The sequence below is a fragment of the Paenibacillus sp. FSL F4-0087 genome, from assembly GCF_038020215.1.
Lineage (GTDB): Bacteria > Bacillota > Bacilli > Paenibacillales > Paenibacillaceae > Paenibacillus > Paenibacillus taichungensis.
In genome coordinates this window covers 1,069,994-1,084,611 of the sequence record NZ_JBBODJ010000001.1, presented here as the reverse complement: position 1 = coordinate 1,084,611, position 14,618 = coordinate 1,069,994, and the positions used below count along the sequence as shown (strand labels likewise).

17 protein-coding genes are annotated in these 14,618 nt (G+C 39.0%); 16 read left to right on the top strand and 1 reads right to left on the bottom strand.

Annotation, left to right across the window (positions count from 1 at the left end; genetic code table 11):
* Positions 1–49 precede the first annotated feature (49 nt).
* The 3 genes from MHB84_RS05240 to MHB84_RS05230 all read left to right on the top strand — a co-directional run bounded on the left by MHB84_RS05240 (position 50) and on the right by MHB84_RS05230 (position 2,168).
* Positions 50–601: a hypothetical protein gene (locus tag MHB84_RS05240; RefSeq protein WP_076290165.1), complete on the top strand. Its 552-nt coding sequence runs from the start codon at positions 50–52 to the stop codon at positions 599–601.
* 77 nt (positions 602–678) lie between these two features.
* Entirely contained in the window at positions 679–1,482 is an 804-nt protein-coding gene (locus MHB84_RS05235) for an alpha/beta fold hydrolase (RefSeq protein ID WP_341143008.1), read from the top strand.
* Between the two features lie 89 nt (positions 1,483–1,571).
* Positions 1,572–2,168, top strand: coding sequence for a chloramphenicol phosphotransferase CPT family protein (locus MHB84_RS05230; protein WP_076290163.1), 597 nt, complete (start codon positions 1,572–1,574; stop codon positions 2,166–2,168).
* A gap of 174 nt (positions 2,169–2,342) precedes the next feature.
* Here MHB84_RS05230 and MHB84_RS05225 read toward each other — a convergent pair whose 3' ends face one another.
* A complete protein-coding gene (locus MHB84_RS05225) occupies positions 2,343–2,873 on the bottom strand; it encodes a hypothetical protein (RefSeq protein WP_076290107.1) in 531 nt (176 codons plus the stop codon).
* 272 nt (positions 2,874–3,145) lie between these two features.
* Between MHB84_RS05225 and MHB84_RS05220 the strand changes: the two genes are divergently transcribed.
* The 13 genes from MHB84_RS05220 (at position 3,146) to MHB84_RS05160 (ending at position 14,600) form a co-directional block, all read left to right on the top strand.
* A complete protein-coding gene (locus MHB84_RS05220; RefSeq protein ID WP_076290106.1) occupies positions 3,146–3,424 on the top strand; it encodes a hypothetical protein in 279 nt (92 codons plus the stop codon).
* 136 nt (positions 3,425–3,560) lie between these two features.
* Positions 3,561–4,601, top strand: a complete 1,041-nt coding sequence (locus tag MHB84_RS05215) for an ABC transporter substrate-binding protein (RefSeq protein ID WP_076290105.1) — start codon at positions 3,561–3,563, stop codon at positions 4,599–4,601.
* Position 4,602: 1 nt separating this feature from the next.
* Positions 4,603–5,379, top strand: a complete 777-nt coding sequence (locus MHB84_RS05210; RefSeq protein ID WP_076290104.1) for an IucA/IucC family C-terminal-domain containing protein — start codon at positions 4,603–4,605, stop codon at positions 5,377–5,379.
* A 45-nt stretch (positions 5,380–5,424) separates the two neighbouring features.
* Positions 5,425–7,146 carry a helix-turn-helix domain-containing protein gene (locus tag MHB84_RS05205; protein WP_076290103.1) on the top strand — a complete coding sequence of 574 codons (1,722 nt, stop codon included), beginning with the start codon at positions 5,425–5,427 and terminating at the stop codon, positions 7,144–7,146.
* A gap of 293 nt (positions 7,147–7,439) precedes the next feature.
* Entirely contained in the window at positions 7,440–8,177 is a 738-nt protein-coding gene (gene pyrH / locus MHB84_RS05200; RefSeq protein ID WP_076290102.1) for a UMP kinase, read from the top strand.
* Positions 8,178–8,762: 585 nt separating this feature from the next.
* Entirely contained in the window at positions 8,763–9,359 is a 597-nt protein-coding gene (locus MHB84_RS05195; protein WP_076290101.1) for a hypothetical protein, read from the top strand.
* Positions 9,360–9,622: 263 nt separating this feature from the next.
* Positions 9,623–10,228, top strand: coding sequence for an oxidoreductase (locus MHB84_RS05190; RefSeq protein ID WP_256716848.1), 606 nt, complete (start codon positions 9,623–9,625; stop codon positions 10,226–10,228).
* 216 nt (positions 10,229–10,444) lie between these two features.
* A complete protein-coding gene (locus MHB84_RS05185) occupies positions 10,445–10,849 on the top strand; it encodes a hypothetical protein (protein WP_076290100.1) in 405 nt (134 codons plus the stop codon).
* Positions 10,850–10,915: 66 nt separating this feature from the next.
* The gene (locus MHB84_RS05180) at positions 10,916–11,224 is read left to right on the top strand and encodes a hypothetical protein (RefSeq protein WP_076290099.1); all 309 of its coding nucleotides are present in this window, start codon (positions 10,916–10,918) and stop codon (positions 11,222–11,224) included.
* A gap of 1,028 nt (positions 11,225–12,252) precedes the next feature.
* Complete coding sequence (locus MHB84_RS05175) at positions 12,253–12,720, top strand: DUF4279 domain-containing protein (protein ID WP_083678965.1); 468 nt, start codon at positions 12,253–12,255, stop codon at positions 12,718–12,720.
* Positions 12,721–12,854: 134 nt separating this feature from the next.
* Positions 12,855–13,613: a hypothetical protein gene (locus MHB84_RS05170; RefSeq protein ID WP_076290098.1), complete on the top strand. Its 759-nt coding sequence runs from the start codon at positions 12,855–12,857 to the stop codon at positions 13,611–13,613.
* A 19-nt stretch (positions 13,614–13,632) separates the two neighbouring features.
* The gene (locus MHB84_RS05165) at positions 13,633–14,097 is read left to right on the top strand and encodes a hypothetical protein (RefSeq protein ID WP_076290097.1); all 465 of its coding nucleotides are present in this window, start codon (positions 13,633–13,635) and stop codon (positions 14,095–14,097) included.
* 47 nt (positions 14,098–14,144) lie between these two features.
* The gene (locus MHB84_RS05160) at positions 14,145–14,600 is read left to right on the top strand and encodes a hypothetical protein (protein WP_076290096.1); all 456 of its coding nucleotides are present in this window, start codon (positions 14,145–14,147) and stop codon (positions 14,598–14,600) included.
* The last annotated feature ends 18 nt before the right edge of the window (positions 14,601–14,618 follow it).

The window sequence follows — 14,618 nt, the reverse complement described above, 5'->3', positions numbered from 1 at the left end:
TAATTTCCTGGGAGGCCAGGAGAAGGCCTGCAAAGAAGGAGTTATCACGATGAAGATAGAACCTAATAAAGAGTTTGCTTGTAAGCTAGGCATTATGCTGGGGAGTAAATTAATCTGGTACAAACATTTTCAGCCTTTTTGTGATGACATTATCCTTGAATACACGAAGCCGCCGTACTGGATCATCGAATTAGCTACGGTACGTTATCAAGGCTGCGCTATTGAAATCGTTAACAAATACATCCACTCCGAACCTTGTATCATTTATTACAATAGTAAACATTTCGATCAATACATTGCTTGTTTGTACATAAAGTACGACAGAAGAGAAATATCCTGGGCCAGTTTTCTGCTGGAATCTGGTCAGTATGCTGACAGTTGTGAAGCTGTGAAAGAGCCTTGTGAATACTTTTTTGATCTGTTAAGTCAATATGAAGCTGAAGAATTCAACATTGAGCTTGAACATAAACAGAGAGACGAGATACAGAATAAGTTTCGGGATGAGATCCTTGAAATGCAGGCGATCTATGATGTGTTCAGGGAGTATTTTAAACAATATATTAAGAGGAAAGAGAAGCATCAAAATAAGAAGGGGAAGTAATGATGCAGCGATATAAAACTCTTCAAGGAAGACAACTCATATACGAGTCGTATGACAAGTTGTTACATTTGTATGGCGTGCATTATGAAGAGAAGCGTATCGAAACCAGCTTTGGAGAGACACATGTTATTACTGCCGGAGAATCTCAAAATCCGCCTTTGTTACTTTTTCATGGCACTGCAGATAACGCAGCAATGATGTGGGTGTACAATATGAACGAGTTATCAAGAAAGTTTTTCGTTATAGCGGTTGATTCTATCGGTGGATCAGGGAAGAGTGAACCCAACGCGGAATATTTCAAAAGCTTTGACCAGATAACATGGATCGATGAAATCATGGATGCCTTCTACCTTCACCATTCGTATATCTGTGGAGTGTCTTATGGCGCCTATCTGTCTTATTTTTACACGTTGAGAAGACCTGACAGAATAAGAAAAGCGATGTGCTTGGCAGGTAGAATTCCCACAAATTCGTTTGAAGTCATCTCCAAAATGATGAAGGCCTTTCTGCCGGAAGCATTGTTCCCGTCAGAGAAAAATTGTGAGAAGCTTCTTAGAAAATTGAGCGGACCTAACTATTCGGTCTTTGCAAAGAATGAAGAATTAATGAGACACTGGTATTATCTTCTAAAATATTTTAATAACAAGTCTATGATGAAGCACAGGATTCAAATTGTCGGTGATTCGGAACTCAGCATCTTGAGAGAGAAGGTCAAGTTTCTAATCGGAGAATATGACATGCTCTCTAACTATCCAAGAGCGATACATAAGCTGGAGAGTAACAACCTGAATTTTGAGATCATTCGAGATGCCGGTCATGCCATTAACCACGAACAAGCGGATATCGTGAACAAGAAAATCATTGAATTTTGGAGTGAATGATATACAACAAGTAGAAACCAGCTCCGCCTTAGTGACACAATTGCTTACTCTGAAAGGTGTTGCCAATTTTAATGATAAGGGTGATTGATATGGAACGAGGACTCATTATATTTTTGAACGGAACGTCAAGTGCGGGGAAGACGAGCATCGCGATGGAATTGAAAAATCAGGGAGAGGTTCCGTTTCATCATCTGTCTGTAGATCAATTTGCCCAAAATTATGATCAGTTTATCGACAATACATACCCAGATATGAAACCAACGAGAGAAGTGGAACACCATGTGATGACAGATATCCTGTTCGACCCTATCAATTCGTTGTACTGTGCAACCATTAAACTGTTTTCGGAAATGGGTTTGAATGTCATCGTGGATACGGTCATCAGCAATGACAAGTGGTTTAACGGTTTTTATGATTTACTATCGGATTATCCGATATTGTTTGTAGGTGTGCACTGCTCGAAAGAAGAACTCACCAGAAGAGAGCAGAGCAGAGGAGATCGTGCGATTGGACTCGCCCATTCCCAGTTCGACTACATATACGCCTATGATGAATATGATCTGGAAGTGAACACGGAAGAGCTTAGCTCAGCGGAATGTGCGGAAAAGATATTAAGTTATATAAATTCTAGTCAGGAATACTCGGCATTTAAGAAATTAAGTAGAAGAGAGGTTAGTGTTTCATAGAACATGAATGCCTGAATCACATCATATTCATGCTTTAGGCGATGCTGCACTTCGTTTTACTTGAGAAAAAAGAAGCCGGTGAATTAAATATCTGGCTTCTTTTTTTCGAACTCTCACAATAAAGAAAAGATTCTCCCTACACAAAGCGTTGAGTAAACTGCTAAGTTAAGTTTTTCACTTTTTTATTTTGTCTAAGGGTACGTTAATAGTTGTTGACTCCATCGGGGTTACGGTTGTTCCATTTTGCTCAATCAAGGAAATCGTTAATTCTATAGATTCTTGATTGTCTAAATCAATAGAAATCGACCTGCGTTGAAACTCATCAAACAAGCCTTCAGCTTTAACAATGGTATCTTGATCATACAATTGTCCGTTTTTATCGCGGATCGTAACTTGAAAAATTCGATCTGGAATCTTTTTAGATGGATTCGGTTGATACTCTCTTTTACTGTACCATAAGCCAAATTGCAGTTTTTTTGAATTAGGCAGGTAGTAGAGATTAGTAAGATGCACTTTCGAATCAGACAAAGTCTGATTTTGATCTGTAAGTTGAATTGGCTCTTCATGGTTATTATATGGATCTTCCCATTGTAATGGTAATGTAGATCCTGTTTTAAGAGAGATGAGTTCTCTGTCTGCATACCAATAAATCCCTACTAGAATAATGATGACTGATAGAAGTAAAATGATAACATTTCTTTTCACATAACATCCCTACCATCTTTAATTGTTAGACCGTTCCGTTTTGTATTTTGATGATAATCATTATTAAACCATATAATGGATTTTAAATGAGTGAAAGTGAATTATATTCATTAGCCGGTAAAAAGAATATTGGTATTTGTTTGGGGAGAGAGATTTTCCCGAATGAAATTCCCGTCGGTTCAATCGTCTACTGTTTTGCATCCAAGAAATTGATTGCTAGTTTGCTTGGATGAAGCTATACATCTTGAAATGATGATAAGGAGGGCAACTCTATGAATCCAGAAGATCATATCCAACACATGTTACAGGCGATCATTGAAAAAACAAAATCCATCATGATCGATAGTCGTAAGCAATCTTTCGGCTCTTTGGAGTATTTCTTGGGACATGTTCTAGTGTATCGAGATAAACAGCAATACATGTCTAACGAGTGGCATATCCGCACACCGCGCTGGCTAGGGGAGTATGGAAATACGCGGGAGGAAGAAGAGCTTCTTTCAGACATTTACCGACTGCAAGCGTATATCGCTGAGAAATTAAAGGGCGGATAAGCGGCTGGTGATGTCGCATTAGTCCGACTCAAATGTCGCAAAAGTACATGGTAACGCGATGCGGAGATCGTTTATACTCTCTTTATGTTTCGATAATGAAAATCATTATCAGTATTATACATAAGGGGGATTCATCATGAATCAAGGAACAAAGGGGCAGGCTGCCGGAAGCAAGGCATATGCTGCTCGCAAATCACGATTATTCATGGGCTTGATGTTAGCCCTTATTCTTGTCCTGACGGCTTGCGGTGCCGGAACAAGTACAGATAGCGGCAAGCCGCCTGCGGCAACGCCAGCGGAGACACCTGCGAATGAAGGAACTCAGACGGACGGAGCTTTTCCCGTAACGATCACGCATATGAAGGGTGAGCTGACGCTAAACGAAAAACCTAAGAAAATTGCGGTGCTTGATGTTAAGTTTCTCGATCAAATGTTAGCGGTTGGCGAGAAGCCGGCTGGCAGTGTTATCGCTGGAGGAAACACTGATTTTCCAGAATACTTAGGCGATCAACCGAGTGATGTACAGGTTCTGGGTACACGGGACGAGCCTAATCTTGAAGCAATTGTAGCCTTGGACCCGGATCTGATTATCATGACTGATTTCCAGGAGAAGCAGTATGAGAGTGTAAGCAAAATTGCACCTACCCTGGTACTTGATTTTTACGAAGACTGGCGTGATACGTTAGCCACAGTCGCTAAAATTACAGACAAGCAGGACGAGGCAGAGACGGTGCGCACGGCGTATGAGGAAAAAGTTGCTGGATTGAAGACCAAGCTTGCGGAGAAGTTGGGTGATGAAACGGTAGCGCTGATTCGTCCGCGTAAAGAAGGCATTCGTGTTCATGGGATCGAGCATCGTACAGGTGGTATTCTGTATCAGGATTTGGGTTTGAAAATGCCTGCACTCGTTGAGGGAATCAAGGATGATACCTCCGTTGAAATCTCAATGGAGAAGGTTCCTGAGATCGGGGCAGATCGTTATTTTGTACTGTCGGATGAGCTGTTTGCGGCGGAGGCAGAGGCTATGGTGAGTAATCCCGTGTGGAAGTCCCTTGATGCTGTGAAAAATAACCGCACATATGACGTAAACTCAACATTGTGGATTGCATACTACGGACCGCTTGCGATTAATCTGATTGTAGATCAGGCATCGGAAGCCCTGCTCGGATCGAATTAATATGAACGCGTATCTCTCGACAGACTTATGGAAAGAGACCGTGGAGGATCATTCGATTTTGCTTGGTGAGCCGCCTGAACATAGTGTCCGTACCATTGCTCTGAGTGAGCTGCGTGACGAAGCGGCATGCCGAGAGTATATCAGTTGGTTTCAGGAGTACATTGATGCGCCTGACATGAAGGTTGCCGCTTCGATGTTAGCCAAGCGAATTGGCTATCTGTGGACGGCTCCGCTGGTGACCGCGATGACTTTTCATCATCAGCATGTCTCGTTTCAGCTGGAGAACAGCTTTCTCTATCATCCGGCGCTCTCAGATCATGAAGGCGGCACACGATTTCCTTTTCTAGCGGTGAATGGACTTCGGGCAGAACCACTATCGGAAGACAGGGAATCCTCGCGGGAAAAGGTGGTAGAGGAGATGTTTGCAGTACAGCTTACACCGCTGTTAAAGACGCTTGCTGTGATTGCGCCTCTTTCCATGAGTATCCTTTGGGAGAATATCATGGTACGCATTGGCCGCCTATACACAACGGATGAAAACGAGACGGAGCAGGAAAGAGAGCAAATTCAGGCAGACTTTGCCTATCTGACGCAGGTGGCATCCGGGCAGATTTTCGGCGTGAGAAAGAATCCGTTAACTCGCTTCACCGAATGCAAAGACAATGGCTACGTTGCCAAAAGCGAGCGGATCACCTGTTGTTTTTATTATCAGATGTCAGGGGAATATTGCAGAAAATGTCCGAAAATTGACAATGAGAATAAATCTCAATTAAAATGACAACAGCAACCATTTTACCTTTGCTATTGTCAGGAGATGAGAGAAATGCCGCTGCAAGAACAGACAAGTCTATGGAGTGATACGACGATCAAGATGCTTGATGGGTATAGCGGTACTTTGCAGACAGGCAGTGTTCTTAGCGAAACAGAATTAACTTCAAATGTGTTGCTGCTGGCATGCGGAGGGGAAGGGGAGCTTGCAATGAATGGTGAGGTTTGCCACATTGGAGCTTCTTTTGCCTGTCATGTGGTGGAGGGCACATCCTTCACGCTGACCGCCAGATCAGACGAACTTTATTATATAGTGATCATGTACAAGGCTTCTTCCATGGAAGGAGCCTCTCATGTTATACCCTCGTATCGCAAACACCCATTGCAAACTTCGTTTATTCAGAACCCTGTGACTCAAGCGGAATGGATCGAGAATGCGGAAAAAATCGTTGCCAAATGGCGCCGCGGCGAAGGGCTGGAACGTTTTTATGCCAACGCACTGCTCCAGGGCATGATCTACGAGCTGATTATGGCGTATGAACGTGGTCAGGGAGGAGCGGAGTCCGACATGGTGGATGTTGTCGCTTCCTATATAACGTCGCATTATCGCCAGAATCTGGAGCTTAAAGAGTTGGCAGCCCTTGCGGGATGCGGTGTAAGACAGCTACAACGCCGATTCAAACAAGAGAAGCAGCTCGGACCGATGGAGTATGTCATTCAGCTGCGCATGGAGAGTGCCTCGCGGATGCTGCGTCATACGGATGTTTCTATCGGTGAAATTGCTGATAAAATGGGCTATCGCGACATGTATTATTTCAGCAGGGCGTTTAAGAAATATTATGGTGTCCCACCGCTGCATTACCGGCTTGCGGCCGCTTCGAGAACAGATACAGACTATGCAAATACTTTGCTTCAGAATCGCGCGGCTTCTTCGTATGAGTCAGCCCAAGGCCCGGTGATCTGCCATATGCGAGGAGAGTATACTGTCACAGAGTTACCGCAACGTATCGCTGTACTTGATGTCCAGTATGCGGATCATTTGCTTGCGCTTGGGTTGTCTCCAGCGGGAAGTGTAGGAGTAGGAAGTGGAACGTTCCATTTCCCGCAATATATCAGGGCAGGACTTCAGGCTACCGAATTGCTCGGAACGTATGAATACCCTGATCTGCTTGCTGTGGAACGACTGTCTCCAGATCTGATTATTTGCACCGAGGTGCATGATCAGCACGTTGAACGGTTAAGCCGGATCGCTCCAGTGATTATGTTCAAGCGTAATGAGAGCTGGCAGAACATCCTGAGTCTGTTCGGTGAACTGACAGGCAAGCGGGCAGAGGCCAAGCGTATACTTGCGGATTATCATCGACGTACTGCTTTGCTGTCCGAAGAACTGGCTCCAGTACTGGCAGGTAAAAGTGTGGCATTGATTCGTCCGCTGGACTCTCTCGTTCGGGTTCACTCTGCCGCTCATCGTACAGGTGCTGTGTTGTACCGTGATCTGGGTCTGCCTGTTCCGTTATTTGTATCCGATACCGCTGACACAGCATATCATATCTCGGTTGATAGATTAACGGCTGTACAAGCCAGTCACTACTTTTTGCTCAGTAATGAGCTTATGCAGGATGGGATATCCGCGACAGAACAGCGTGTGTGGGGGATGCTGGATACGGGTGAGCGACAGCAAATACATTCCGTAGATGCTGCGACATGGATCGGCTGTTATGGACCGACAGGCATTAATGGCATTGTGGATCAGATTGAACAGGCGTTGTTGGCTTGAGGGGTTATGATTTTTTTGTTGTTTGTAAAACGGCAAGGTAGCTCTTTGATACGGCTCATCGTAAATCATATTATAACTTATTGAAATTGCTTGCAGATTTAATATTGACGGTAATTGCAATTTAGCCTCACGTAATGTAAAATTACTTGATGGAAAAAACATGAAGGAGTGGGAGTATGAGGTGGAAACGGAAGACTTACATTCAGTCGACTTGCGTAATTTCATATTTTCATTCCATTAGGACACTAAAGCATTTATTGCTTTAGTGTTTTTATTTTATGGGGGTGTAATAATTGTCAAGGTACAAAAGGGTTCTCGTTAAGCTAAGTGGTGGAGCAGTAGCAGGAAACTCTGAATTTGGTTTTGAGCCAGAAAGGTTAGACCATATTGCGGATGAAATTATGTCAGTAGTAAATTTAGGCGTTGAAGTATCGTTAGTTATAGGTGGGGGTAACATTTTCAGAGGCAATATGGCGGAAAGCTGGGGGATTGAAAGGGCAGAAGCTGATAACATTGGGACGCTTGCGACTGTAGTAAATAGTTTAATGCTTCGTGGAGTTCTTAAAGCCAAGACCAAAAAAGAAGTACGAGTAATGACCGCAATACCTATTACTTCAGTTGCAGAACCATACATCCGTCTAAGAGCAATCCACCATCTAGAAAAAGGCTATATTGTAATTTTTGCAGGGGGGAACGGTCAACCTTACGTTACAACAGACTATCCTTCAGTACAAAGAGCCATCGAGGTTAATTGTGACGCTTTATTAGTTGCAAAGCAAGGTGTTGATGGTGTTCTTAATGCAGACCCTAAGTTTGATAAAGATGCAAGGAAATTTCGTTCGCTTCATTACAACGACGTTTTAAAACACAACTTAAAGGTAATGGACCAATCAGCTTTCATTTTAGCAAGAGACTACAATCTGCCAATGCATGTGTTTAACTTCGATAAACCAGGTTCGATGAAAGAAATTTGTGAAGGTAAGAATAACGGTACGATAATTAGTGGCGAATCAGTTTCAGAGTTGGAATGAAATATGTTAGCAATACTACTCTCCCTTGATTTAGCGAAACGATAGTTCCACAAAAGAGAAGTTCTATTCAAAATCCCACTCGGCCATGGAGTGGGATTTTGTTTATGGCTCCACAAAGTCAGACCTCCCAAGCTTAAAGCAAGTTAGATATTCATAATCTTTTAAGTTGGGGTAATACCAGCGTCACTGTCACCAAGTGCAAGCGTATGGGTTAGATTGGAAATTGTTGTTTGTGATTTAGATAACATAAAGTTAACTTTGTTCATAAATAATGTAAATTTTATGTCATTCCTTGCTTCAATTGCTCTGATATAATTTCTGCTAGAGCGAACCTCCCAGTAACCAAGTAACAACTCAACCAGAACAAAACACTGAGGGAAAACTGATAAAGTCATCGGAAAGTAAAGAAAAAGTATCGCCCCATTTGTTATATAGCAATGAAGAATTATTCGCTGTATGGAAGTAGCTTTTAGCACATGGTGATATAAAAAGAAGGAACAGAAGATTTTAATCCATACGGGGATTAATTCAGTTAGCAAGCGAGTAAACATGCGAAATCATAACTTCATAGTAGGAGTGTGAGATATGAAAAAAACAATATTGGCTTGTATGATGATAATGTTGATGCTAGCATCGGCTTGTGGAAATGTTGAAAAGACATCCAATCCCAATACTTCTAGTGAGCCTAAACCTGAAACTCAGGAGGCTATTATTCAAAAAAACATATCCGACTATTGTACGGTAGACCGTATAAGCTTGGATAGTGAAACTGAAAAATATTTCTATGGAACTTGGAAAGTTGAGAAGCTTTTAGGATTTGCAAATTCATATAATGATGCTTCTGAATATCCAACAGGGCAAAAATTTATTGGAGATAAAATTATAATCGAAGAAGACTTTTTTTCATCAAAAGGACTTAAAAAGTATAAGAAATATCAATATGAACTAAAAAATCCATTATATCAGATTACGGCGACATGCTATAACTCTGACTCTTTTTATAGATATTATAAAATAGATATCCCAGACTTACATATAAATGATGAAATAAAGGCAATAGATATAAGTGACTCTTCTACAAAAATGAGCATACCTGTAAGTTTAAGCTTTTTAGCTGTTAATAACGATAGGCTTATCTTTTTATCAGAGGCAACTATTTTTGAGCTTAAAAAAAATTATTGATTAACTGATTAAATGAATTAAGGTTATGTAATAAGTTCTTGTTTATGTCGTAAACGAGTAAAATGCAGTGTATTAACTGGATATTTGTGAGTATAACCCATGCCTTTACTAATTTTGAACAATTTTCGTTTTCTTCTTTTGATCCGTATGGATAAGGGTTTGATAAAACTAATAAATCTCCCTTATTCGCCAATTTCCTTTCGCAATTGTAACAATATGAAGTTATCATATACGTAGTTCAGGCACTAGTAGGAGGTAATTCAGTGAGAAAAAATATTGCGATAATCATACTAATGGTTGGATTGATAATAAGCATGTACTTCAACTATCAATTCAAAGCGTACAAAGACAATCAAGACGTTGATTACACCGTTAAACTGAATCATGGAACCGAAATTGGTATAAAAGAATCAATCTACAATTTAGATAATGTGATCAAAAGCTTAGAGGACAATTCTTCGAAGGAAACAGTCATACACGCATTAGGAAATGTGGCTGTATCTTTGAAAGTGGGTGAAGAATCATTCGTATTTCTAAATTCCGACTTCAGGGAAGATCAGTTATCATCAACCAATTTAATCTATAATGTGTTTAGAGATATGTATACGTATATAAGTGTAGAAATCACAGACGACATTTTATCGAATAAGGTATCGCTAGAAAAAGAATCGAGAAATCAACTTATTCAGGATATAGGACTGCTCAAACAAGATTTAGAGTATATTGATAGTCAATTTAACGAGGATATTCTGAAAGAACAAAATCCTCAGTGGATTGAAAATAAATGGAAAGAGTTAATTGGAGAGATTGTAAATAGAAATACGGATTATAAGTTATATGAAAGAATGAAAATGAAGTACAACTTATAAGTAGTTTTTGGAAGTTAATTGACATCTAGATAACAACATATCTACGCCGTTGCTTTCGCTTCTTGGTCTGCCGAGGGTATTCGAAGAAGTGGAGTCAGCAGGTAACCCTGCACTACTTAATCGTGTCGCGGCAAGTCGCTGCACTCTTTGGGTAGTGAGGGTTTGTAGATACAAGAACGTTATGTGAAATACCAGAAAACCTAATAAGGAGAAGCTATGAACGAAAAAGCTAAAGGCAAATTAAAAAAGCAATTTCTATTCATCGTTCTATTTATTTTTATAATCGTAATTCAAGTAACTACCAATAACTTAGCATATCACCCTCCTGCATGGACAACTGCGTTATCAATTTTTTGCTTTATTATATTTTGTATACTTGGCCTTGTAACATACCTTGATCTCAAGAAACAAGAGCAGTTCAACACAATTGGACAAATAGTAGAGGTGAATAATAACATCGTAATAGTCAAAGGACTGGGACGAGGTAACACCAAAATTAAAATAAATGATAGTCACATCGTGAATATGATGCAGCCAAATGAACTCATTGAAATAACGAGATTAAAATATTCAAAAATGATAACGAAAATAGTATATAAAGACCAAGAGATCTATCCTTAATCAAGTTATAAATAAAAATAGAGGATATATCTTGAAGTCCGTCTGAGGTAGAGGGAGTGAATGTAAATGAACAACATAAATTCTCATAATTGCAACCTAAATATAAGGTATGATCTGCCTGATGAGGTATGGGATAAAGTTTCTAAAGTGTATGAGCGTATGCCAGGGTGGATTGGTTATAAAAGTGGAGTTCCATATTGGTTTGGGTCTGAAGAGGATGATGTTTTTATTGAGGCATCCGTAGAGCCTAGTGGATTATCATTTTATGCACAGATGAATATTGATGATTGGGTGTCTTGGATAGAAACATTTAAGCTGGAAGCGTCAAAAGTGTTGGGCTTTGAAGTTGGTGAACCTGAAGATGGATATATGTGATGAAAGCCTAGTTCCTTCTCCTAATGCTCCCCTTTCGCAACAGGAAAGATGGATCGCAGACTTGGTGGCAAGCTTGCCTTCGATGATGGTGAAGGAACGACATATGAAGGCACCATTACAGAGTTAGAAAAGCCATATGTATTTGGTTTCGGTGAAAGTTGATGATCTGGTTAACATTTCATTGCAGGCAGAAGATCAAGGGTTGGGCAGACAGTTAACGTTTGTTGAGAAAACTCGATGGAGATAAATTTACATTAGTTTTTTGAGATAACAGACACAGATTCAGCATTAGTTGGAGGCGGACCGGAATATTTTGTTGTGTCTATTACAATGGATGATAATATATATACGCTGATGAACGATAAGCAGGGAAATAGTGAAATTTCTCTAGTTATTGGTGGTCAGTTAGGGTTCAAGGGCTTGTAAACACCAAATATTATGTGAAATTGTATTAAAAGAGTTGGAGTAGGTGAGTTCAGTGGTGGAGAGAAAATTCAAAAGTCATTTTTTTTACATTGTGCTACTGTCAGTTCCATTTGTAGTATAAGAGATTTTACTTTTATTAAAATATCCTAACACCGGATTAGGAAGAATCATAAGCTTGCCCATAACCTTTATGATGAATGGTATGATTATTCTGATCTCTTCTGGTTTAGTTTATTATTTGCTTAAATACACCGGATTTAGAGTCGTTGGACGAGTTATTGTAGGGTTAATGATATGTTTAACTCTTATCGTAACAATATGTTTATACCCGCAGGATTCATCCAAACATATTTCAGAAATTATAGTAGAAGATATTAAAAATTTCTGGATTAAATGAGGATTTCACTTGCTATATATTTTCTGATTAAACAATATTTTTTGGAGTGTTTCAGGTGGAATGAGACATCACATAACAAAAGTTTCGCGCTACGAGCATACGCCCTTGATTGTATGAAATAGATACAGTAGAAGCATAACTTACCCACACAGGTTTTATCCTAAGATAAGAGCTATCTAAAATGAAGCCAGTCGCGAATCTTTGAATGTTAGGCGAAATCCATACATCAATTCTTAAAGAGGTGAAACTCCTGAAAGACAAAACCGAAGTAATGGCTTATTTTAGTTTGTTTGGAGATGAATTCGATCCGAATTATGTAACTTCAATACTTAAAATTGAACCTACGAATACGGCTTATAAAGGCGATATAATTAACAAAAGGCATCGAATAAAAGAAACATCATGGACATTAGGTACAGAGTATGAAGAATCATTAGATGTAAATCACCAATTAACAAAAATAGTTGATCTATTAAAAAATAAAGTGAAAGAAATCAATTCGATTCGGATTGAACATCGATTATTTACGAAATTTTTCATTGTAATCAGAATAGAAGAGGGCAAAACTCCTGCTCTTTATTTCGATTCTGATTTTATTGAATTCGTTAATATGATTCATGCTGAAATTGATGTGGATTTGTATACAAATCCATATGATGAAGAATTGGATTAAGAAATAAAGTTCGTGAGAAATGCTTAAAAGGAATGGACATCAGATAACATTATATTCACGCTGCGGACATTAGTCTTGGGCCCGGTAAGAGCCAGACACCCAGTTTACATTGGGGAGTGATACAAGAACGTTATATGAAACTTCCTGATGAAGGATTATTGATGAATGTATTAATACATAAACTCCAGAGCAGGGATGCGGGAATTTTGAGAATATTTTTGAAGTCAATCTACTTATTATCTGCTGTAGGAGTCGGCGTTGGATGTTTTTATTCTTTCATGTTTTTTATCTTTAATATTGGCGGTGGTTTCATTAGTAGTGATAACAAGCCTGCTGCTTTCGGGGTTGCTGCTTTGGCGGTAGTAGGAACAATCTTTTTTTTACTACTTGGCAGACTCATTTACAATTCCAACTCCTATATTGGCCCAAGTATTGTAATCATTGTTGTTACCGCTATGCTTACTTTGCCAGTCGTCGATGTGGCTAATAATGTGATTGATACTTATCAAACAAACCGCGCGAAGCCTTATGTGGAAAGTTATATGAATAACTTAAAAACAGGTTTTGTTGATAAAATAGCACCATTGGAATTTGATTATAACGAAAGCAAGACTGAAACTCTTCGTTACTGGAGTAATAATGGACATGATATTTGGATTAAATTAAGAAAGAAAAATGAAACACTGACATCAGAGGATTTAAATAACGTAATTAATGCCTTACCTTCAGCTAAGTATAAAGTAAGAGTATTCATATATTATAAGAGCTTTAAAGAGTATCCAAACGATCAGTATTCTATTGATTTTACGGTTCGAAATAGCTCAACTGTTCCACCATATTGTAATTCAGATGACTTTGAACATAATCTATGTGATTTTGTAATAGGAAAATAAACCTAAAGGAGTTCCTGAATTGAAGAATCAAAAGCATGCAATGAGTTTAATATTTCTTTTAATAATAGTAGCCCTAAGTGGTTGTAGTTCAAACAGTATGAAGGCGGATGAAATTGTTGAGGACGGGTTAATAATAAACTCGATTTCAATTGGACTGGGAGGGAGTGAAGAAGATGCAGGTATAACAGTCGTAACATATAATTTCAATCTATGGAATAGAACCAATAAATCAATAATGCTAAAAACAGTTGAGCCAATCATAAGTAAGGATATTCAGAATCAATTAATCGATAGAGACATTAAATTAAACATAAATGAGAAAATTGATGGTAATAGTTCGGAAGCAGTGGCGGGTACTTTTAGATTAGATACAAAAGGGCTTGATAAAGAAGGAATAATTAAGTTAAACATTAATGTTAAAGAATTTAATATAGCAATTGAACAAGTCATAGGAACGAATGAAGTGAATGAAGTAAATAACTAATTTCAGATATCTCCAAGAAAACATATCAAACAAAGAGGTGCATCTTTATGGAAAGAAAAAAAGATGAGAACAATCAGATGAGTGTAATTCCAGAGCACCATAGCCCTGTACGACATATCCTTAATGAAGCAAACGGACTACCGAACAACCAATTTGTAGATAGTTTTAAGAAAGCTGTAGATACTCCAGATGCATATGTAATTATGGAAGGTGATGATGGAGGACAAATCTACTTGTCTTGCCCTATGAAACTAGTAAATTGCAGTGAGGAGACATTACATACTCTATTAAAAGATTTAGATACCATTGCATGGGACTGTAATGAGGGAGAAGGCCAAGGACTATATTACGAGAAACTCTTTCCTGGTGATGGGATTAGTGGAGGTATGGGGGGAGGAGATGTTGAGGAAGGACTATGGATTCATGAAGAATTTATTGATTTACAATTATATGATGAAATTCATGAAGTCATATTAGGCAATAAAGAAAGAATAACAAAGTAATAAAATGAATGAATCATA